The sequence below is a fragment of the Flavobacterium sufflavum genome (assembly GCF_004016525.1).
GTDB lineage: Bacteria > Bacteroidota > Bacteroidia > Flavobacteriales > Flavobacteriaceae > Flavobacterium > Flavobacterium sufflavum.
Genome location: NZ_SACJ01000003.1, coordinates 399,324 through 420,737, shown reverse-complemented (window position 1 = coordinate 420,737; position 21,414 = coordinate 399,324). Strand labels below are relative to the sequence as shown.

Below are 21,414 nucleotides of genomic sequence, written 5' to 3'. Positions count from 1 at the left end.
TCATTAATAGTTTGTACTTTTGTAAAACATAATTAGAAATAATGCAAATACAATTTTATAAATATCAAGGTACAGGTAACGATTTTGTGATTATCGATAATCGTACCAATTTTTTTCCAAAAGAAGATACAAAACTGATTGAACGTCTTTGTGACAGACGATTTGGAATAGGAGCTGACGGATTGATGTTGCTTGAAAATGATCCTGAAACTGATTTTAAAATGGTTTATTATAATTCGGACGGAAATCAGAGTACCATGTGTGGTAATGGAGGAAGATGTTTAGTGGCTTTTGCTAAACAACTGGATGTAATTGGAGATACAACTTCATTTAATGCCGTTGATGGTTTGCACCATGCTTCGGTAGATAAAGACGGAATCGTTTCTTTGCAAATGATTGATGTTGATGGTGTGAAAATAACGGCTGAATATAGTTTTTTAAATACAGGTTCGCCACATCATGTACAATTAGTCGATGATTTAGAACATTATAATGTAAAAGAAAACGGTGCAGCCATTCGTTATGGTGAATTGTATGGCAAAGCAGGAAGCAATATTAATTTTGTAAAAAAAATAGACAATTCAACTTTTGCACTTCGTACCTATGAGCGTGGAGTGGAAGACGAAACTCTGGCTTGTGGAACTGGAGCTACGGCTGCTGCTATTGCCATGAACGCTATTGGAGAAACTGATTTGACCGCTATCAATATGAATGTTGAAGGAGGGAAATTATCTGTTTCTTTCGAAAAAGAAGGGAATAAATATGTTAATGTATTCCTGAACGGTCCGGCAAAATTTGTTTTTGAAGGAACTATCGAAATTTAATCATAAAAAGGACTCACTTCAAAAATGATTAATCTAAAAGGAGACACGATCTATATTCGGGCATTAGAACCCAATGATTTGGAATTTATTTATGCCGTAGAAAACGATCAAAGCATTTGGGAAGTGAGTAATACTCAAACGCCTTATAGCCGGTTTTTAATACGCCAATACCTTGAAAATGCCCATCAGGATATTTATGAGGCTAAGCAATTGCGATTAGCTATTTGTAAGGATCAGGATTTTCCAGCTCTGGGGTTGATTGATTTGTTTGATTTTGATCCAAAGAATAACAGGGCAGGTGTAGGGATTATGATATTAAGTGATGTCGATAGAAATCTAAAGATAGGTTCAGAAGCTTTGGATTTATTGATTCGCTATTCATTCTATCATCTTAATTTACATCAATTGTATGCAAATATTGGTGTACAAAATGAAGCAAGTAAAGCACTTTTTACTAAATTTGGCTTTCAATGTATAGGTGTTAAAAAGGATTGGAATCTTATCAATGGAACGTACCAAGACGAAGTCATCTATCAGTTAATTAATCAACAATTTTAAAATTTTAGCTTTGACTCCAAAAAAAATTATTTCAATCGTTTCTATTGCGGTTATTTCAGTATTGATTATTTATGGTTTTGTTTTAATTAGCCAAATATTTTCTAATAATACAAAATTTACTGAGAACGAAATTTATGTTCATATTCCAACTGATGCCACTTACGAACAGGTAAAAGATTCATTATCGAATTATGTTACTAATTTGGATCGTTTTGAAATGGTCGCTAATAGAATGAGTTATCCTGAAAATGTAAAATCAGGACGTTTCTTGTTGACTAAAGGCATGAATAGTTACGAATTGGTTAAGGCGATGAGAAATAATATTCCTGTAAAATTAGCTTTCAATAATCAGGAGAGAATCGAGAACTTGGCAGGTCGTGTGGGTTCTCAAATTGAAGCTGATAGTTTGGCATTGCTTAATTCTTTTAAAGATTCTATTTTTCTAAAAGAAAATGGTTTTACTGAGGAAAATGTTTTGTCTATGTTTATTCCAAATACTTATGAAGTTTATTGGAATACTTCGGCTGAGAAGTTTAGAGACAAAATGATTAAGGAGTACCGTAATTTTTGGGATAAAGATCGTGTTGCTAAAGCTAAAAAACAAGGCTTGACTCCTACAGAAGCTACTATATTAGCTTCTATTGTACATAAAGAATCAGTTAAAAAAGACGAAAGACCTAGAATTGCAGGTGTTTATTTAAATAGATTAAGAGCAGGAATGCCACTTCAGGCCGATCCAACAGTGATTTTTGCCAAAAAGAAAAAGGATAACGATTTTAATCAGGTTATAAAACGGGTTTTTTATAACGATTTGTTTTTGAATTCACCATACAACACTTATAAAGTGGTTGGGCTTCCTCCAGGACCTATTGCTATGCCTGATATTACGGCATTAGAAGCGGTTTTAAATCCAGAAAAAAATAATTTCATCTATTTCTGCGCTAGTGTGGATCGTTTTGGATACCATGAATTTGCAGCTACTTTGGCTGAGCATAATGTAAATGCTAAAAAATATGCTGATTGGGTTAATGCTCAGGGAATTAAAAGATAGTTTTGAGGGATAAACGCATTTTTTTCTTTTTATTGGTACTTGCAATGTCAAATTGCGTGGCTCAAAGCGGAGTACAAAACTTTTTAAAGCCTTCGGATACTTTAAATTCGAAAAGAAAGAATACTGTTTTTATTTCAGAATCTGTTGTATCAGCCACTGCTTTAGTGGGTTTAAATCAGTTGTGGTATGCTGATTATCCAAGGTCGGATTTTCATTTTATTAATGACAACCAGGAATGGTTGCAAATGGATAAGGTGGGACATGTTTTTTCCTCGTACCATATTGGCCGATTTGGCAGTGAAATGTTGCAATGGAGCGGTGTTAGTCCTAAAAAGCAATTGGTTTATGGTGCAGGCTTAGGATTTGCATTTTTAACCGCTGTGGAGGTTATGGATGGATTTTCTTCTCAATGGGGAGCGTCAGCAGGAGATGTGGTTGCTAATGCTACAGGAACGGCTTTGTATGTTTCTCAGGAATTACTTTGGAAAGAACAGCGCATTACTCCTAAATTTTCTTTCCATACCACTCGATTTGCAAAGTACCGTCCTGAAGTTTTAGGAAGCAGTTTTAGTGAACAAATTCTGAAAGATTACAATGGTCAGACCTATTGGTTGTCGGCCAATTTAAAATCCTTTTTTAAGGACTCAAAAATCCCTAAAATTTTGAATGTTGCAATTGGTTATGGAGCCGATGGAATGTTAACTGGAAAAGGAGAAAATTCTGCTTTTATTCCGGATGAAAATCTGTCGGAATCACGACAATTTTACTTGAGTTTAGACCTGGATTTGACAAAAATTGAGACGAAATCTCATTTTTTAAAGACATTTTTTTCCGTTTTTTCTGTTTTAAAAATTCCGGCGCCTACTCTCGAATACTCGGCTAACGAGGGCTTTAGGGCTCACGTTTTGTATTTTTAGAAAATTTTAATAGATTGATTTTCAGCTTTATGTAAAAAAGATGTATCTTTGCATGCAGTAATTTCTAAATGTGACAGGTTTAGAAGAAAAACAATTTATGATAAAAAAATGGTATTTTTACTTTAGTCTGACTGTAATTATTGTCTTTTTAAGTTACAGTTTCAAACCTCTTAAATTGGATACAAATGAGTGGTTTTTTACGAAAAATGATGATGGAATTCATTACTTATTTCCATCAGTTGAAAAAGAAGAAAACAACAGTTTAAACATCATTCCTTTTACCGGGAATTTCTTCATCGCTTTTAAAGAAGCAATTGGATTTAGAGAATCCGAAAACAAATACAAAAAAGTAAATTCATTAGGGTATTTAGGAAAATACCAGTTCGGAAATGAAACTTTAAGATCCATAGGAATTCATGATACTCAAAAATTCCTAAAAAGTCCTAAACTACAGGAAAAAGCGTTTGTCGCTTTATTATCTAAAAACAAATCAATTTTAAAGGATGTTATTGAAAAATACGACGGAAAGGTCGTAAACGGCATTTTGGTAACAGAATCGGGTATTTTAGCAGCTGCTCACCTTGGTGGGGCTGGTTCAGTAAAAAAATACTTTAGAAGTAACGGTAGGAGGTATATTAAAGATGCTTATGGTACTTCGATACGAAGTTATTTAAAAGCTTTTGGAGGATATGATACCTCATTTATTGAGCCTAATGTTAATGCAGTAGTTACTCTTTAAAGAGTTTAATATATAAAAAGGAAAGCCAATTTGCATAAACAAATTGGCTTTCCTTTTTATATTATTTAGGGTTTCATGATTGTGCCATCAGGATGAACTTTCAATTTCAATATTTCTTTTCCTTTTTGGATTTTTAAATCATATTGTTTTTTAATTACATTTCCTTCCACTTGTGTGTATAAAAACTTGTCATTTACAATATTCCATTCGGGATAGGTTTTATAAACAGAATAAATAACTTCATTGGGTAGTTTTACTTTTTCATAATTTTCAACAACGCGGGTTAATTTCCCTTTTTCATCATAGGTGGCTACCAAAGAATTCTTGTCGTGATTCATTATTACAAGATAAGTTTCATTTCCTTCTAAGTTTCTACCAACATCATAAGCAACAAATTTTTCTTGTAATATTCTAACATTTATATCAGGATTTTGATCTGGTATATAAGTTGAAAAATCTCTTCCAATTCTTTTGATTACAACTGTAGGTAATCCTTTAATCTCCATAGGACCTTCATTTTTCTCTTGGGAGTAGGATGAAAGAGCCAAACCTAAAAATAATAAAGTAGTAATAAATGTCTTCATAAGCTTTAGTTTTAAATTAATATTGGTTTAATATGTCAATCGGTAATGTTTTTAAAGGTGTTTTACCTTATTTTATTCTGATTAATGAATGTTTTAAACTTAATTTAATTCAAGATGTTGATTTCAGTATTATACTTAGTAGGAATAATTAATTTTTTAAAATAGCTTATATCGAGAGTTTCTGTCTTTTTTATTTAAATACGAATGCTACATTTAGTCTTTTGAGACTTTTTCTAAGATGAGGTGAAAATTAGGCTATTAAAGATACTGTTTTTTGACATTAGTTTTTTATTTTTTTGTCAAAAAAATCAGGAAGATTAAGTAAGAATATTTAAAGGAGCTGGTTGCCTAATTAAAAAAGGGAACACTATAAAAAAATAGATGTTCCCTTTATTATTGATTTTTTAAGATTTTATTCTTTGTTTAAAAAGATATTTAAGATTTTAATAGCAATCTTACTAATATTTGTTCCCGGACCAAAAACAGCAGCAGCACCGGCATCAAACAGAAATTGGTAATCCTGTGTTGGGATTACTCCGCCTACAACAACCATAATGTCTTCACGGCCTAGTTTTTTTAGTTCTTCTATGACTTGTGGGACTAATGTTTTGTGAGCCGCAGCAAGAGAAGATATACCCAGAATATGGACGTCATTTTCCATGGCTTGTTTGGCAGTTTCGACAGGTGTTTGAAAAAGTGGTCCAATGTCAACATCAAAACCAATGTCGGCAAATGCTGTGGCGACTACTTTAGCACCTCTGTCGTGTCCGTCTTGTCCCATTTTTGCAATCATGATTCTTGGGCGACGACCTTCTTTTTTGGCAAAAATATCTGCCAGTTGTTTCGCTTTTTCAAAGCTTTTGTTCTGTTTTATCTCTTTACTATACACACCGCTAAAAGATTTAATTTGCGCCTTATGTCTTCCAAATACTATTTCTAATGCCTGGCTAATTTCGCCTAATGTTGCTCTTTCCCTGGCAGCATCGATGGCTAATTCCAGTAAATTTCCAGCTCCAGTTTGAGCACAAAGAGTAATTTTTTCTAAAGCTTCTTTTACTTTTAAAGTATTTCGGCTTGTCTTTACCTGATGGAGACGTTCGAGTTGTTGTTGTCGAACTTTTTCAATGTCAATATCCAGGGTATTTAAAGGCGTTTCTCTTTTTAATTGGAATTTATTAACGCCTACAATTATATCCTGTTCACTGTCTATGCGAGCTTGTTTTCTGGCAGCGGCTTCTTCAATTCGCAGTTTTGGAATTCCGGTTGCCAGTGCTTTGGTCATGCCGCCAAGTGCTTCAATTTCTTCAATTAGTTTCCAGGCTTTTTCAGCAATTTTATTGGTTAAACTTTCCACATAATAACTGCCGGCCCAAGGATCAACAGTTTTGCTTACTTTCGTTTCTTCCAATAAAAACAATTGGGTGTTTCGAGCTATTCTTGCCGAAAAATCGCTAGGCAAAGCCATAGCTTCGTCTAAGGCATTGGTGTGAAGCGATTGTGTTCCGCCAAAAACTGCCGCCGAAGCTTCAATACAGGTACGGGCTACATTGTTAAACGGATCCTGAGCCGTTAAACTCCAACCGCTGGTTTGGCAATGGGTGCGCAAGGTGAGGGATTTGCTGTTTTTGGGATTAAAAGTTTTTATTAGTTTGGTCCAAATCATTCTTGCGGCTCTCATTTTGGCAATTTCCATAAAATGATTCATGCCAATTCCCCAAAAGAAAGACAATCTCGGGGCAAATTCATCGATTTTCATTCCTGTCGAAAGCCCGGTTCTGACATACTCTAATCCATCCGCAAGAGTGTAGGCAAGTTCAATATCGGCCGTGGCTCCCGCTTCCTGCATGTGATAACCTGATATGGATATCGAATGGAATTTTGGCATTTTTTTGCTGACGTATTCAAAAATAGCAGCCGTTATTTTCATCGAAGCTTCTGGTGGATAAATGTAGGTATTACGCACCATGAACTCTTTCAGAATGTCATTTTGTATGGTTCCCGAAAGTTGGTTTGGTCGAACCCCTTGTTCTTCGGCAGCGACAATATAAAAAGCCATAATGGGTAAAACAGCTCCATTCATAGTCATGGAAACCGACATCTTATCTAGTGGAATTTGGTCAAATAATATCTTGAAATCTTCTACGGTATCAATGGCAACTCCTGCTTTTCCAACATCACCAGCTACACGTTCGTGATCCGAATCATAACCACGATGGGTGGCTAAATCAAAAGCAATGGAAAGTCCTTCCTGTCCTGCGTGGATGTTTTTTCTGTAAAAAGCATTGCTTTCCTCGGCAGTTGAAAAACCCGAATATTGACGGATAGTCCAGGGTTTTTGAACATACATCGTTGTATGTGGACCGCGTAAATAAGGCGGAAATCCGGCAGCAAAATCTAAATGTTCGAGATCTTCAACATCTTTTTCTGAATAATTTTGTTTGAGTTCGATTTCTTCTGCTGTAACAAAATTATTTTGAGTAGCTTCGGTTTTTTCTTTTGCAAAAGTAGCCTCAAAGCTGTAATCAGCTTCAGATTTTTGATTGTCGAGTTGAATATGTTTGAGGTCTTTTCGAATCATTTTGGATGCTTTTTGCAAATTTATTTATTGAATGCTGAATTATTCTGAAGCCAGTCGCTCTTGTTCTAATTTTTCTGCTAATCTTTTTTCTATAATTGGCGTAATCAGGGTTTTTCGGGGTTTTATTTTTACAAAAGGATACAATTCGATTTGCTCTTTCATTTTGTCTTTTTGGTTCAAATATTTATTGGTTCCAATAAGAATCTCTTTGCCGGAATCAAAAAGTAGTTGTTCTTTATCAGCGCTTTCCTGAATTTTTCTTTTGATAATTCCGTCGTTCAATTGTTTTAAAAAACCGCCATTGGCTTCTATTTCTTTAAACAAAGTCAAGGCTTTTTCGGCCAGTTGCTGGGTTAGAGTTTCGATATAATAACTTCCGTCAGCAGGATTATTTACCTTGTCAAAATAACTTTCATCTTTAAGAATCAGTAATTGATTGCGGGCTATTCGGTCGCCAAATTCATTGTTTTTATGGTAAATGGCATCGTAAGGCAAATTGGCAATGGTATCCGCTCCGCCTAGTATTGCCGACATACATTCGGTTGTGGTGCGCAACATATTGATGTTGTAATCATACAAGGTTTTGTTGCGTTTTGTGGGTGTTACCATGAGATGGCAATCGCTGTCGTGATAATATTCTTTTGCAATTAGTTGAAATAATAAGCGTAGCGCACGCAATTTGGCTATTTCAAAAAAGTAATTGCTCCCTACTGCAACTTCAAAAACTATGGCTTGGTGAATTGTTGGAATTCGGTTCAAATATTCATTGGCGTGAGCCAGACTATAAGCAATTTGTTGTACAATATTCGCTCCTGCATTTTGATATAAAGCAGAATTAATACTGATTAAAGAACTGTCTCTGGTTGTTTTAGACAATAAACGAAGCGTTTCAAAATTGTCTTTTTCTTTGGTCGAAAACCAATTTCCTTCTTTGGCTAATTGTCCAATAGGATCCAAACTGAAAAATACAGTGGCGTTTTTTTGTTCTACAATGGTGTTTATTTTCGAAATAAAGTCAACCGATAAAAACTTTAAGTCAAAGTAAATCGCCGTGTTTTCCAGCGGTAGTTTTTCGAGCAGTTTTTGAATGTCAACCGATTCATTTTCGATGGTAAATCGTAAACTTTCGGCTCCTCTTTTTAAAGAATCCAAGGCTCTTTCTACCGATTTTTCTACATCAAAAACAAAAATGTTTTGGCAGATTTTGAACTGTGTTGCGTTTGTGGCAGCCGTAGTGGTTTTACTAAAATCATCCCTATGGTAAAAAGGTTTTACTTTAATGTCTTCTGGCGAATTCCAAACCAAGCTTTCGTTATAATCGGCTCCCTCAAGCTCAAACTGGATTTTTTGTTTCCATTGCTTTGATGAAACAGGGTCGAAATCTTCGAATAGATTAGTAGCCATTTTTAGTTTGATTTTAATAATTCAGGATTTATTGTTTCTTTTCGATAGTGTCGCCTTCAAATTCTATCAGGTAAATGTCCTCACTATCTTTTTTCATATAGTATTTCTCGCGGGCATATTTTTCTACCTGTTGCGGATTTTTAAGCTGCTTAATTTGGGCTTCATCCTTTTTAATTTCTTCCTGATAATAGGTTTTATTGTCTTCCAGCTCTTCAATTTGATTGTCTAAAACACGATGGTCAAAATAAGAGTAGTTGTCTAAAAATATCATCCAAGCGGCAAAAAATGATAAGGACCAAATGTATTTGTTACTTAAAAATTTAAACCAGGCTTTGTCTTTATATGGATTCTTCATTAGTTTTTTTATGTCAGGTTAAACTAAAATCAGCTTTTGATAAAAGTAAAACGGCATTAGTGTTTTAGTGTGTTATTATAAAATTACAATAAAATTATAGAATTTTTTGATTTATTACTGTGCGAAGCATGTCTATAGCTACGGTGTTGTATTTGTTGTTGGGGATAATAATATCGGCAAATGCTTTTGTAGGCTCTATAAACTGTTCGTGCATTGGTTTTAAGGTTTGTTGATAACGGTTTAAAACTTCATCCATATCACGACCACGCTCGGCAATGTCTCTTTTTAGTCGGCGGATGAGTCTTTCATCGGCGTCGGCATGAACGTAGATTTTGATGTCAAATAAATCCCTTAATTGGGCATGTGCCAAAATTAAAATTCCTTCCACAATCATTACTTTTCTGGGATGCGTGCTGATGCTGTCTTCGGTTCGGTTGTGGGTCACAAAAGAATATACGGGCTGCTGAATGGTTTTGCCTTCTTTGAGTTCCTGTAAATGAGTGACTAATAAGTCGAAATCGATGGCTCTGGGATGGTCAAAATTGATTAGAGCGCGTTCGTCATAACTTAGATTGGTCGTTTTTTTATAATATGAATCCTGAGAAATAACGCCTACTTCGGCATCAGGCAATTGCTTCATGATTTGGTGTACGACCGTTGTTTTTCCACTTCCTGTTCCGCCTGCAATTCCTATAATGAGCATAAAATGGTTTGTTGTTGTTTGTAAAACAAAAATAGGAATTTAATTGGGAGTATATTTTGGTTTTGGGATGAAATGTTGGCGGGTTTTCAACAGTTTTTTGTACTCTGACTCCTCAAAGTCTCCGACTTTGAGGAAGCTTTAATCTGTCTGTGACAGCTGTAGAATTAAATCATTAAATATAGGTTGCAAACCGATAATCGCTACCGCAAAGTTGCAAACTTTGCGGAGCTGACAAAATAAATGTCAAACGGTAAGTTGACGCCAAACCGCTATTATATTATAGGTTATTTTTATTTCGTTTAATTGTCAAGTTTGTTTAATAGTTCTTTGTTTAATAATGGTAATAAAGATTCGCAAAGAAATGGATCAAATGGTCTGTACTCAAAAGCGACCTTAAAATACCTTTTCAATGCTGTCTTTGAATTTTCGATTTGATTGAGGGTTGAATAAACAATGGCAGCTTTGAAATGAGTGGTTAAGAATAAATTTGTATGATTTTCTTCATACAGATTGACGAAATCTTCGGGAGAACCATATTCAAATAAGAAGTAAAGTTGATAGTCCAATTTGGCAACTTTGTTTTTTTCTTTTAGCAAATCCTTTCTCACTTCTTTTATTTGCACTTCTATATCTTCAAGACTTATTGGATTTGTCTTAATAGTAAATTTGTCCAATTGAAAATCTGCAACAAATAATTTTTTTTCCTGAGCAGCTTCACTATATTTATTTAGTAGGTGTTCGTTTTCTTTTTTAAATTTCAAATTCAGAATCAGTTTTTCTAATTCTTGGAAACGATTTGTCTTACCTGAGGCAATAAGTATTAATGCAAGTAGGTCGCTAATGCCATTATAATAACCGTATAGCTTACCCTCGGCAATGTAATTGCTGGATAAGAAATAAACAGTTTCCCAATCAAGATTAAAAACAGCCTTTCTTAAACTGAAGTCAGTAACGAATTTTGGCTTGGCAGTCTTTAGGTTTTTGGTTTGTTCTTTTAAAAATGAGAGATCAGATTCAAAATATTTTTTTAGTGAGGTGAATTCTTCTTCACCAGGAATCCAACTTGCAAATTTCCAGTAACGCCATTTGCTCACTTTTTTACTTGGTGGGATAATTAAAAATTGTTGTTCTTCATTTAGACCTCCAATTAAGATGCTGGATGTAAGTGCTTCACCAACTTCTTTCAGGTCCTCATTTTTAGACCATATTTCTACAAGGTCTTCATCTAATGTCTTGAGGTAGTTGATTTTGTCAATTGGTAAGAAGGAACAACCTATGGAAGACGTTTGCGGAAAACCATTGCTGATTTTTAAGAATTCAAGGTAGTCGCCTGGAAGTTTTATTTCTAACCTTTTCTCTGTGTCGCATATTTCTTTGTCTTCCGCTACCAATGTACCAAGCCATTTAGTTTTTACTTGTTCGTCACTAAAGTCAAAGTCGTTGAGCAGCAATGTTTTTTTTGATATTTCTTTTAATGTCTTTAACATTTCTGTCTGTCTAAAAATTACCTATAACTTATAAATATGCGTAATATAGTTGCGACAATCTACCTGATTTGGCAGTGTTGTCGCTTTTTTTGCGATTTCTATTTTTCAAATATATCAATAAATATTTACAAATGTAAGCTTGTATTTTTTAAATTTAATTGAGTTTGAAAAGCTTAATGAGATTGCTTCGCTGCGCTCGCAATGACAAATTCTGGGGTTTTGGTTCGCGTTAAGGATGGAAGCGGTATCCTTTTGTGGAGCGTAGCGGAACAAAAGATATAGCGTACAGCCTGACCCCGCCGTAACGGAGTGGAGGCGGGGTAACGCCCAAAAAAATGAAAAGGTTTTATTTATTCTTCTTGGCTTTAATCATCATTTCGAGTTGGTCCCAAAGTTCTTCGGGAATGGCTTCTAAAATATTAAATTGTCCGGCGCCTTTAAGCCATTCGCCACCGTCAATTACCACGACTTCGCCGTTGATGTAAGCGGAGAAATCAGAAACCAGATAAGCAGCTAAATTGGCTAATTCCTGATGATCGCCCACGCGTTTGAGCGGGACTTTTTTAGCCATATCGAATTTTTCGGAAAGATTTCCGGGAAGCAATCTGTCCCAGGCGCCTTTGGTAGGAAATGGTCCCGGCGCAATGGCATTAGTTCGGATGCCGTATTTAGCCCATTCCACGGCAAGACTTCGGGTCATGGCGAGAACGCCAGCCTTAGCAGTGGCACTGGGCACCACATAAGCCGAACCCGTCCAGGCATAAGTGGTCACAATATTTAAAACGGTAGCCGAAGTTTGCTTGCTGTCAATCCAGTGTTTTCCAAAAGCCAGGGTACAGTTTTTGGTTCCTTTTAGAACAATGTCAATAATGGTGTCGAAGGCATTAGCCGATAAGCGTTCGGTAGGAGAGATGAAGTTGCCCGCAGCGTTGTTGAGTAAAATATCGACTTTGTCAAAAGCTTTCAAGACTTGTTGCAACATGTTTTCGACTTCTTCATAATGTCGCACATCACATTGCACAGGTAAACAAATTCCTCCAGTTTCCGATTCTAATTCGGCAGCGGTATTTTTAAGTTTGTCTAAATCGCGGGAAGTGATGGCTACTTTAGCACCCAGTTCCAGGAAATATTTGGTCATGGCTTTTCCCAGTCCGCTACCGCCACCGGTAACAACAATTACTTTTCCTTTTAAGGCGTCTTCCCGTAACATTTTTTGGCTAAAGTTCATTTTGATTTGGTTTTATTGTAAATATACGAAATCGAGGATTTGTGGTTGTTAAAATTGTTTATATCGAGTGATTTTTTTGTAGTAAAATGGAATAAAACTGTATAGAGAATATTATTTCCTAGCTTTCTTTTTTGTTTGATCAAAAAAGAAACAAAAAAATATTCATGCGTTCTTATTGTTTTTTGGTATTCATGAATCTTCGATTTCAAGTCTTGCGCTTCCTCGTCGGTCAAATTAGTTTTCGAATACTGAAAGAAAAGAACTCGCTGCGCTCAAACAGCTTTTCTTTCTACGTATTCTTCAAACATTTGACACTCGCCTGCGGAAGCTAAGGACAGGATTATCGTGAATAAAGTAATTTTGTAGTCTAATTAAATTTGACAAAGTCTTCTGGCGGCTTCTTCTAAGGTGGCGTTGTCTTTGGCAAAACAAAAGCGGATTAAATGTAAATCTTTGCCGTTTTCGTAGAAATTGGATATTGGGATGGCAGCTACACCGTGTTCAGTAATGAGGCGTTTGCAAAAATCCACATCATTTTCGTTTGAAATAGCTTCGTAGGATACGACCTGAAAATAAGTGCCTTCACAAGGCATTAATTTGAACCTGCTCTTTGAAAGTAATTGCCTGAAATAATCTCTTTTTTGCTGATAGAAACTGCCAATTTCGTCAACAGAAACAATGTCTAAATATTCACTTATGGCAGCTTGTGAAAGACTGTTTACACTGAAAACCAGAAACTGATGTACTTTTTTAATTTCTGTCATCAAAGGTTCGGGAGCAACAAGATAGCCTACTTTCCAACCCGTAATGTGAAAACTTTTTCCAAAAGAGGAAGCTACTACAGCCCGATTACGGAGTAATTCGCGTGTGTGAACCGAAATGTGTTTTTCTTCAAAAGTGATGTATTCATAGACTTCGTCAGACAACAAAATCATTTTAGGAAATTTTTCGAGTAAGTTTTCTAAAGCTTTTATATCTGATTCTGTTAAAATTTTTCCTGTTGGATTGTGCGGATTGTTGATGATAATCATTTTGGTTTTTGAAGAACAAGCGGCTTCAATGGTTGTCCAATTGGGAGTGTAATCATCATTTAATGCCACGCGAACGGGCTTTGCATTGCACAATAAAATTGGAGCCTCGTAAGAATCGTAACTTGGGTCTAAGATAATTACTTCGTCTTCACTTTCTACCAAGGCTTGAATGGTCGTAAAAATACCCTGGGTTGCTCCGGTTGTAACCAAAATTTCGGTTTCTGCCTGAATAATTCTTTGGTACGAATGCTTAACAAGCGAAGCGATTTTTGATAACAACGGCGGATAGCCTGCCATCGGAGTGTATTGGTGAATGTCTTCGGTAGCCAATTTTGCAACAATTGCTGTCAGTTTTTCGTCAACTGGGAAGTTTGGAAAACCTTGAGATAAATTAATAGCATTGTGTTCTGCTGCCATTTTTGACATGACTGTAAAAATGCTGGTGCTAATGTTGGGAAGTTTAGACATACTTTACTTTTTGAAAGGCTAAAAGTAAGGAAATGACCTGAGTTTGTGAAAAGAATAAAGAATAAAGAGAAAAGAATAAAGAGTGAATTATTTCTTTATTCAACTTATGTGATCTATTTGTAAAAATAATAGTTGAAAATTTTATTCAAAAAATAAGAGAAACTTATATGACTTATATGGTGAAAAAAATAAAAAACTACATTTTATGAATAATAAAAATAGTAGGGCGCTTATGTAAATCGATAGTTTCTTTTTTCCAGGCCGAAATTTTCTTTGTTTTGATGTATTCCGTTGGTAAAGTGATGTCAGTAGCAATGCACAAATAAGTTTCAGGATGCAGTGTTTGGATTAAATCTTCCAGTAATTTATTGTTACGATAAGGGGTTTCGATAAAAATTTGGGATTGATTTTTTTCGAATGAGATTCTTTCTAAGCTTTTGAAACTTGCTCTTTTTTCGTCTTTTTCAATAGGTAAATAACCGTGAAAAGTAAAACTTTGGCCGTTCATTCCTGAAGCCATCATGGCTAATAAAATAGATGAAGGACCCACTAATGGAATCACCTGAATTCCTCTGTCGTGAGCCAGTTTTACGATAACAGCACCAGGATCGGCAACACCGGGACAACCCGCTTCGCTCATTAAACCTACATTTTTTCCTTCCAATAAAGGTTTGATGAAATCCAGATGTTCTTTGGTTTCAGTATGTTTGTTTAATGCAAAAAGCACTAAATCAGCTTGTTTTTTTTCAGGATGCACCGCTTTGATGGATTTTCGGGCGGTTTTTTCGTTTTCAACAATATAATGGTCAATAAAATCAATAGTTCTTTTTACGGTTTGCGGTAAAACATCCATCGGGTCACATTCTCCCATTGTGGTAGGGATTAAATAGAGTTTTCCTAAAAGAGCGTTTGATTTCATTGTGATTTTTTTTTAGAGTTAGCCGTGATTGGCTTTTAGTTTCGATGCAATGATTTCGCAGGCTTCATCAAGCATTTGGAAAACCATTTCAAATCCATTATCGATGCCATAATAAGGATCGGGAACATCTACATTTTCGTCAGGATATAATTCGTTCAGAATGATTTCAACTTTTTCTTTTTGCTCATCATTTTTTGCTAAACGGATCACGTCTCTAAAGTTGGATTTATCCATCACATAGATGTAATCAAAAGTTTCGAAATCCTCTACTTTGAATAGTCGGGCTCTTTGAGTGGAAATGTCTAATTGGTGTTTTTTGGCAACAGCAATAGAACGTGCGTCGGGTTGATTTCCTGAGTGCCAAGCGCCTGTGCCTGCAGAATCTACAATAAATTTGTCTTTAGGTAATTTAGAGGCAAGAATTCCTTCGGCTAAAGGAGACCGACAAATATTGCCTAAACATACCATTAAAATCTTTACAGACATAATGCTTTTATAGCGTTAGTTTTTTGTGGATGTCTTCGACAAATTTTTTAAATTGTTTGTCGGTTGCTACCAAATTATCGACAGTTTTACAAGCGTGTAGTACTGTTGCGTGATCACGATCACCAATTTGAGAACCAATATTTGCCAAAGACGATTTAGTGAATTTTTTAGCGAAAAACATCGCTAACTGCCTCGCTTGAACCACGTGCCTTTTCCTCGTTTTTGATTGTAAAGTTTCTACATCCAATTGGAAATAATCGGAAACAATTTTTTGAATATAATCAATAGAAATTTCGCGTTTTACATTCTTGACAAATTTCTCAACTACGCTCTTCGCCAGTTCGATAGTGACTTCTTTTTTGTTGAAAGAAGATTGTGCAATCAACGAAATAATAGCTCCTTCGAGTTCACGAACATTAGATTTAATGTTGCGGGCTACATATTCGATAATTTCTTCAGGCATTTCCACACCATCGCGGTACAAGATGTTTTTTAGAATCGAAATTCTGGTCTCGTAATCCGGTTGGTGCAATTCGGCTGATAATCCCCATTTGAAACGGGATAGTAAGCGTTGCTCAATATCTTGCATATCAACAGGTGCCTTGTCAGAAGTCAGGATAACCTGCTTTCCGTTTTGGTGCAAATAATTGAAAATATGGAAAAATACATCTTGTGTTCCTGATTTTCCAGATAGGAATTGAACATCGTCAATGATTAATACATCAATTAATTGGTAGAAATGAATAAAGTCATTTCGGTTATTTTTCTTTACAGAATCAATATACTGTTGCGTGAAGATTTCAGCAGAAATATACAAAACTGTTTTTTCAGGATATTTGTCTTTAATTTCAACTCCAATAGCATGCGCTAAATGCGTTTTTCCTAATCCAACACCTCCAAAAATCAACAATGGATTAAATGAAGTTCCGCCAGGTTTATTGGCTACAGCCATACCGGCAGAACGAGCCAGACGGTTAGAATCTCCTTCAAGGAAATTGTCAAAACTGTAATTGGCGTTTAGTTGCGATTCGATTTTTAAATTTCTAATTCCAGGAATCACAAAAGGATTTTTTAATTCCGGATCCAGGTTTTTCAATGGAGCGTCCACATTTTGTGGTTTCATTGGAGAGCGGTTAGCACTTGGCAATTGTTCCGTAAACGGTTGTTTGTTGCCATAAGTGTTTTCCATTTTGATTTTATAAAGTAACTTTGCGTTTTTACCAAGTTCTTTAGTCAGGGCAACTTTCAATAATTTAACATAGTGTTCTTCTAACCATTCGTAGAAAAATTTACTAGGAACCTGAATATATAATGCGTTATCGGTAAGTTCAACTGACTTGATTGGCTCAAACCAAGTTTTGTAAGCTTGGTCTTGAATATTGTCTTTTATAAAAGACAAACAGTTATCCCATACTGATTGAGCAGTTTTGTTCATAAATTCTGTTAAATTATTATATTTTTTATTCTATTTTTTGAAGTAAATAATATCGAAAAAGATGTTATTTCTTGGGGTAACAAATATGTGAACAATTTTCGTTAAAAAAAAATAAATAGAGGTTGATTTTGAAGAAATATTGTTGTAAGTAAGAAGAAAAAGATTTCAAATTAATATATAAAATAATAGAATTTATAGATGAAAACATACGAGTTTAATGTTAGGGTAAGGTATTCTGAAACAGATCAAATGGGAGTGGTTTATCATGGGAATTATGCACAGTATTTTGAGATGGGACGCGTGGAATGGCTTAGAAACATTGGAATTTCTTATAGATGGATGGAAGAAAACGGAGTGATGCTTCCAGTGGTTTCTTTGAATATGAATTACAAAAAACCGGCCCGATATGACGATTTGTTGAGGGTAAAAACGATTTTCAAAAGTCAGACTTCAGCGAAGATTGAATTCGATTATGAGATTTATAATGAACAAAATGAGTTATTAACAATTGGGAACTCAATTTTGGTGTTTGTAAACATGAAAACGGGTCGTCCGATGGCTGCTCCAGACTATGTGAAAACGCAGCTTTTACGAATATAAAAATCTAAGGATTTTATATTTGTTTTTCTTTAAAATTGAGAAGGAATTTGAATGTTAAATTTGATAATCTCGGAATTTTTTAGGAGTGATTTTTAAGGGTTTTATTTTACCTTGAAAATTATTCCTTTGCTTTGATCTCAATTTCGAATAAAGAATTAAAAATGTCGAATACTTGTTCGGCATTTTTTTTTCGGGTTTTGATTTCAATTTCGCAGCTCATTTCCATTTTTTGATTCACAATGTCTAAATTTTTTTCTTTGATGATACGCATTACTTTATTCATGTTTTTGTAATCAAAAGAAATAAGATAATGAATATCGATGGTTTTTTCTATAATGGAGCAATTTTCAAGCGCGATTTGTGCAGCTGTTTTGTAAGCAGTAATTAATCCGCCAACGCCAAGTTTTGTTCCGCCAAAGATGCGAACAATAACCACAAGTGTATTAGTTACTGAAAAAGACTGGATTTGCCCGTAAATGGGCATTCCGGCACTATTGCTTGGTTCGCCATCATCATTGGCTCTGTAGCTGATTTTTTCAGAGCCTATTTGGTAGGCATAGCAATAATGGCAAGCGGTAGGATGTTTTTTTCTTAAAGCCTCAATTATAGGTTTGACTTCCTCTTCTGATGTTATTGGAAAAGCATAACCAAAGAATTTACTTCCTTTTTCTTTAAAAAGAATTTCTTCGGATGGAAATGCAATGGTATTGTAGGTGTCTTTCATTATTCAATAGCAATATCAATATCAAAAATCAATAACAATTTCAATATGAAAATTCAATGTCAAAATATAAGCTTGTTATTGTTTATTGATATTGTCATTGCCATTGATTTAAAGAATGTCTTTGTTGAATAAATCGACTACATCTTCTTTTCCTACCTGAAGATTCCAAACGTGAATGCCTAAAGCCTGAGCTGCATCGGTGTTTTCTTTTTTGTCGTCAATAAACAAAGTGCGTTTGGCTTGCAGTTCGTGTTTGTTTAAAACCGAAAGGTAAATTTCGGCATCGGGTTTACGCATTCCCATTTCGAATGAAAAATAGACTTTTTCAAAGCATTGGTAAAAATCGCTGTAAAAAGAAGTTCCCACTCTTTGCTCGAATGTTTCAATATGAATCGAGTCGGTGTTGCTCAATAAAAACAAACGGTATTTTTTAGAAAGCATTTGTAGAAACTCCAATCGATACAAAGGAAAGTCGGCTAAAATAGCATTCCAAGCCTCCAGAATTTCTTCGATGCTGGCATTAGGCATGTGTTTTTGAAATCCGGCTAAGAATTCCTCTCTTTTAATATTTCCTTTTTCAAATTGAATATTCAAACGATCTAAATCTTCATTCCATTCTTTTAAACCTAGATTTTTAAGTCCGTCAATAGTGGCTTTTTTGTCTAAATTGATGAAGATATCTCCAAAATCAAAAATAATAGTATTAATCATGGTTGGTAGAAATTATTAGTTCATCTTCTAAAATGAACTGTTTTTGGTTTGTTTTTGGTTGTATAGTTGGTGCTTTTGTTCCGTTTTTAAAGATAGCTTTTCCTTTAAAAATACGTGCTTCGTCCCAAAGGTTTTCGTCAATAAAAGTCTGTAAGGTTTGACGCCCACCTTCAATTATTACCGATTGAATTTGATGTTCAAATAAGATTTTTAAGATTTGGGGAGCTATATTTTGTTCAAAATCAATTCTTTCAAAGATAAGGTTTTCTTGGTTTACATCGATATTTGTTTGGCAAAAAACAATCGTTTTGATTTGATTGTTTAATAAAAAACTTTCTTTTGGAATCCGATTGTTTTTGTCTAAAACCACTCTTACAGGATTTTTTCCTGTCCAATCTCTAATATCGAGTTTTGGATTGTCGTCTATGGCGGTTTGCGTCCCCACAAGAATAGCCTGTTCTTCACTTCGCCATTTATGGACAAATTGTCTCGAATATTGATTGGTAATCCAAACGGGTTTTTGTTCGTTTCTTTCACTTGGCGCAATAAACCCATCCTTACTTTCTGCCCATTTCAAGATAACATAAGGTCGTTTTTGTTGGTGAAAAGTAAAAAAACGTTTATTGAGTGCGTTGCATTCGTCTTCCAGAACGCCCACAGTAACGTTAATTCCTGCTTCGATTAGTTTTTTGATTCCGTTTCCGGCTACTTTCTCGTTAGGATCTACTGTTCCTATAACCACATTTGGGATTTTATTTCGAATGATTAAATCGCAACAAGGTGGTGTTTTTCCAAAATGGCTGCAAGGTTCCAAGCTGACATAAATAGTCGCTTTTTGCAATAAAGATTGGTCTTTAACCGAATTTACGGCATTCACTTCGGCATGAGGTTCTCCAGCTTTTTTATGCCAGCCCTCGCCAATAATTTGGTCATTATAAACAATAACGCTGCCCACCATCGGGTTAGGATAGGTCGTTCCCATGCCATTTTTGGCTAGTTCAATGCAGCGCGCCAGGTATTTTTCATGTATCTTCTTCACGGCGCAAAAGTAGTTATTTTTGAGTTTATGATTTAGTTTTGAAACGGCTAAAAATAACAATAAACTATTTCTATTTTTGTAGCATAAATCAATATTTCAAGAAAATGGAAAATTGGGTTCTCAGAAAAATAGAAAAGAAAGACAATCAATCGATTGCTCAATTGATACGGACGGTTTTCGATGAATTAGATATTCCGAAAGTGGGAACTGCTTATGCTGATCCGTGTTTGGATTTAATGTTTGAGGAATATACCAAACCGAAATCTGCTTATTTTGTGGTCGAAAATAATGGAAAAATCATTGGCGGAGCAGGATTAGCACCACTTGAAAATGAAGCCGAAACCATCTGTGAATTGCAAAAGTTTTTTTTCCTTCCCGAAGCTCGCGGTTTGGGAGTTGGAAGCAGAATGATGGGAATTTGTATGCAGGCGGCTAAAGATTTTGGTTTCGAAAAATGTTATCTCGAAACAATGCCTTTTATGCATGATGCCCAAAAACTGTATAAGAAATTTGGCTTTGAGTATATTTGCGCGCCCATGGGAAGTACAGGTCACGATTCTTGTCCGGTATGGATGTTGAAAGATTTACATTAAAAGCTTGTTAAAAGACAAATTCTAAACGAATAATATCAATGAAAATAAAGGCTTACAGAACTCAATTTATTCAAGTACTTTCGACTATTTTCGACGAAGGCGAAGCTGAAAGTTTTTTTTATTTGATATTAGAAGAGAAAAAGCAATTGAAACGAATTGACTTGGCTTTGCAGCCTGATTTGGAGTTTTCTGATGCCGATTTCCAGATTTGGAATGCCATTTTAGAACAATTAAAATTAGAAATTCCTGTTCAGTACCTACTTGGGAAAACCCATTTTTACGGATTGGAATTTGAAGTAAACGAAAATGTATTAATTCCCAGACCGGAAACCGAAGAGTTGGTACAGTGGATCGTTGAAAGTCAGAAGTTAGAAGTCCCGATAGCTATCGGGAGAAGTGAGAAGTCAGAAAGTAAAAAACTGAAAATTTTGGATATTGGTACAGGGAGCGGTTGTATTGCTATTTCATTGGCAAAAAATCTTCCTGAAGCACAGGTTTTTGCTATTGATGTTTCCGAAAAAGCTTTGGCTACAGCCAAAAAAAATGCTGCAAATAATAATGTAAACGTCACTTTTATTCACAAAAATATTCTGGAAGTTGTCAGCCTGAGCGAATACGATGGCTTAGAACAGGAATTTGATATAATTGTTTCAAATCCGCCTTATGTTCGAAATCTGGAAAAACAGGAAATCAAGAAAAATGTTTTGGATAACGAACCCCATTTGGCTCTTTTTGTAGAAGATGACAATGCCTTGATTTTTTATCGAAAAATAGCTGAATTAGCAAAGCAAAACTTGACTCAAAACGGACAATTATTCTTCGAAATCAATCAATATCTGGGAAAAGAAATGATCGCATTACTCGAAAATATGAATTTCAAGAATGTTGAGTTGAGAAAGGATATTTATGGGAATGACAGGATGACGAGGAGTAGTGTTCAGTGAACAGTTATTTACTAATGCGAATAACTTACTGATCAC

22 protein-coding genes are annotated in these 21,414 nt (G+C 35.1%); 8 read left to right on the top strand and 14 right to left on the bottom strand.

The features are described 5' to 3' along the window. The first annotated feature begins 41 nt into the window (after nucleotides 1–41). From dapF to EOD40_RS07525, 5 genes are all read left to right on the top strand, one after another. Nucleotides 42–824: a diaminopimelate epimerase gene (gene dapF, locus EOD40_RS07545; protein WP_128194279.1), complete on the top strand. Its 783-nt coding sequence runs from the start codon at nucleotides 42–44 to the stop codon at nucleotides 822–824. A 24-nt stretch (nucleotides 825–848) separates the two neighbouring features. Then, nucleotides 849–1,382 carry a GNAT family N-acetyltransferase gene (locus tag EOD40_RS07540; RefSeq protein ID WP_128194278.1) on the top strand — a complete coding sequence of 178 codons (534 nt, stop codon included), beginning with the start codon at nucleotides 849–851 and terminating at the stop codon, nucleotides 1,380–1,382. Nucleotides 1,383–1,392: 10 nt separating this feature from the next. Next, on the top strand, nucleotides 1,393–2,433 hold the full coding sequence (gene mltG, locus EOD40_RS07535; protein ID WP_128194277.1) for an endolytic transglycosylase MltG: 1,041 nt from the start codon (nucleotides 1,393–1,395) through the stop codon (nucleotides 2,431–2,433). Nucleotides 2,434–2,477: 44 nt separating this feature from the next. Further along, the gene (locus tag EOD40_RS07530; protein ID WP_128194276.1) at nucleotides 2,478–3,350 is read left to right on the top strand and encodes a DUF2279 domain-containing protein; all 873 of its coding nucleotides are present in this window, start codon (nucleotides 2,478–2,480) and stop codon (nucleotides 3,348–3,350) included. 97 nt (nucleotides 3,351–3,447) lie between these two features. Beyond that, entirely contained in the window at nucleotides 3,448–4,089 is a 642-nt protein-coding gene (locus EOD40_RS07525) for a peptidoglycan-binding protein LysM (RefSeq protein WP_128194275.1), read from the top strand. A gap of 65 nt (nucleotides 4,090–4,154) precedes the next feature. Here the strand turns inward: EOD40_RS07525 and EOD40_RS07520 are convergent, their stop codons facing one another. The 11 genes from EOD40_RS07520 to dnaA form a co-directional block, all read right to left on the bottom strand. After that, a complete protein-coding gene (locus EOD40_RS07520; RefSeq protein ID WP_128194274.1) occupies nucleotides 4,155–4,673 on the bottom strand; it encodes a hypothetical protein in 519 nt (172 codons plus the stop codon). 412 nt (nucleotides 4,674–5,085) lie between these two features. Continuing rightward, nucleotides 5,086–7,251 carry a methylmalonyl-CoA mutase gene (gene scpA, locus EOD40_RS07515; RefSeq protein WP_128194273.1) on the bottom strand — a complete coding sequence of 722 codons (2,166 nt, stop codon included), beginning with the start codon at nucleotides 7,249–7,251 and terminating at the stop codon, nucleotides 5,086–5,088. 39 nt (nucleotides 7,252–7,290) lie between these two features. Then, nucleotides 7,291–8,655, bottom strand: a complete 1,365-nt coding sequence (locus tag EOD40_RS07510) for a methylmalonyl-CoA mutase subunit beta (protein WP_128194272.1) — start codon at nucleotides 8,653–8,655, stop codon at nucleotides 7,291–7,293. 28 nt (nucleotides 8,656–8,683) lie between these two features. Next, the gene (locus EOD40_RS07505) at nucleotides 8,684–9,010 is read right to left on the bottom strand and encodes an FtsB family cell division protein (RefSeq protein WP_128194271.1); all 327 of its coding nucleotides are present in this window, start codon (nucleotides 9,008–9,010) and stop codon (nucleotides 8,684–8,686) included. A 94-nt stretch (nucleotides 9,011–9,104) separates the two neighbouring features. Beyond that, nucleotides 9,105–9,713: a uridine kinase gene (gene udk, locus EOD40_RS07500; protein ID WP_071185169.1), complete on the bottom strand. Its 609-nt coding sequence runs from the start codon at nucleotides 9,711–9,713 to the stop codon at nucleotides 9,105–9,107. A 299-nt stretch (nucleotides 9,714–10,012) separates the two neighbouring features. After that, nucleotides 10,013–11,200, bottom strand: coding sequence for an SMI1/KNR4 family protein (locus tag EOD40_RS07495; protein ID WP_128194270.1), 1,188 nt, complete (start codon nucleotides 11,198–11,200; stop codon nucleotides 10,013–10,015). 346 nt (nucleotides 11,201–11,546) lie between these two features. Beyond that, nucleotides 11,547–12,428: an SDR family oxidoreductase gene (locus tag EOD40_RS07490; RefSeq protein ID WP_164905460.1), complete on the bottom strand. Its 882-nt coding sequence runs from the start codon at nucleotides 12,426–12,428 to the stop codon at nucleotides 11,547–11,549. Between the two features lie 371 nt (nucleotides 12,429–12,799). After that, nucleotides 12,800–13,927: a methionine aminotransferase gene (locus EOD40_RS07485; protein WP_128194269.1), complete on the bottom strand. Its 1,128-nt coding sequence runs from the start codon at nucleotides 13,925–13,927 to the stop codon at nucleotides 12,800–12,802. A 196-nt stretch (nucleotides 13,928–14,123) separates the two neighbouring features. Then, on the bottom strand, nucleotides 14,124–14,846 hold the full coding sequence (locus EOD40_RS07480; RefSeq protein WP_128194268.1) for an SAM-dependent methyltransferase: 723 nt from the start codon (nucleotides 14,844–14,846) through the stop codon (nucleotides 14,124–14,126). A gap of 18 nt (nucleotides 14,847–14,864) precedes the next feature. Beyond that, nucleotides 14,865–15,332 carry a low molecular weight protein-tyrosine-phosphatase gene (locus EOD40_RS07475; RefSeq protein WP_128194267.1) on the bottom strand — a complete coding sequence of 156 codons (468 nt, stop codon included), beginning with the start codon at nucleotides 15,330–15,332 and terminating at the stop codon, nucleotides 14,865–14,867. Nucleotides 15,333–15,339: 7 nt separating this feature from the next. After that, nucleotides 15,340–16,767 carry a chromosomal replication initiator protein DnaA gene (gene dnaA / locus EOD40_RS07470; protein ID WP_128194266.1) on the bottom strand — a complete coding sequence of 476 codons (1,428 nt, stop codon included), beginning with the start codon at nucleotides 16,765–16,767 and terminating at the stop codon, nucleotides 15,340–15,342. A gap of 198 nt (nucleotides 16,768–16,965) precedes the next feature. On the opposite strand from dnaA, the gene EOD40_RS07465 reads away from it, so the two are divergent. Continuing rightward, a complete protein-coding gene (locus EOD40_RS07465; RefSeq protein WP_128194265.1) occupies nucleotides 16,966–17,367 on the top strand; it encodes an acyl-CoA thioesterase in 402 nt (133 codons plus the stop codon). A gap of 118 nt (nucleotides 17,368–17,485) precedes the next feature. Here the strand turns inward: EOD40_RS07465 and EOD40_RS07460 are convergent, their stop codons facing one another. From EOD40_RS07460 to ribD, 3 genes are all read right to left on the bottom strand, one after another. Then, nucleotides 17,486–18,091 carry an IMPACT family protein gene (locus EOD40_RS07460; protein WP_128194264.1) on the bottom strand — a complete coding sequence of 202 codons (606 nt, stop codon included), beginning with the start codon at nucleotides 18,089–18,091 and terminating at the stop codon, nucleotides 17,486–17,488. A gap of 108 nt (nucleotides 18,092–18,199) precedes the next feature. Further along, nucleotides 18,200–18,802, bottom strand: coding sequence for an HAD family hydrolase (locus tag EOD40_RS07455; protein ID WP_128194263.1), 603 nt, complete (start codon nucleotides 18,800–18,802; stop codon nucleotides 18,200–18,202). Further along, complete coding sequence (ribD, locus tag EOD40_RS07450) at nucleotides 18,795–19,784, bottom strand: bifunctional diaminohydroxyphosphoribosylaminopyrimidine deaminase/5-amino-6-(5-phosphoribosylamino)uracil reductase RibD (protein WP_231129596.1); 990 nt, start codon at nucleotides 19,782–19,784, stop codon at nucleotides 18,795–18,797. The genes EOD40_RS07455 and ribD overlap by 8 nt, the downstream gene beginning before the upstream one ends. A gap of 161 nt (nucleotides 19,785–19,945) precedes the next feature. On the opposite strand from ribD, the gene EOD40_RS07445 reads away from it, so the two are divergent. Both EOD40_RS07445 and prmC read left to right on the top strand, forming a co-directional pair. Continuing rightward, nucleotides 19,946–20,434, top strand: a complete 489-nt coding sequence (locus tag EOD40_RS07445; RefSeq protein WP_128194261.1) for a GNAT family N-acetyltransferase — start codon at nucleotides 19,946–19,948, stop codon at nucleotides 20,432–20,434. 38 nt (nucleotides 20,435–20,472) lie between these two features. After that, nucleotides 20,473–21,378 (top strand): peptide chain release factor N(5)-glutamine methyltransferase, encoded by a 906-nt coding sequence (prmC, locus tag EOD40_RS07440; RefSeq protein ID WP_128194260.1) that lies wholly within the window; start codon nucleotides 20,473–20,475, stop codon nucleotides 21,376–21,378. Nucleotides 21,379–21,414 lie beyond the last annotated feature (36 nt).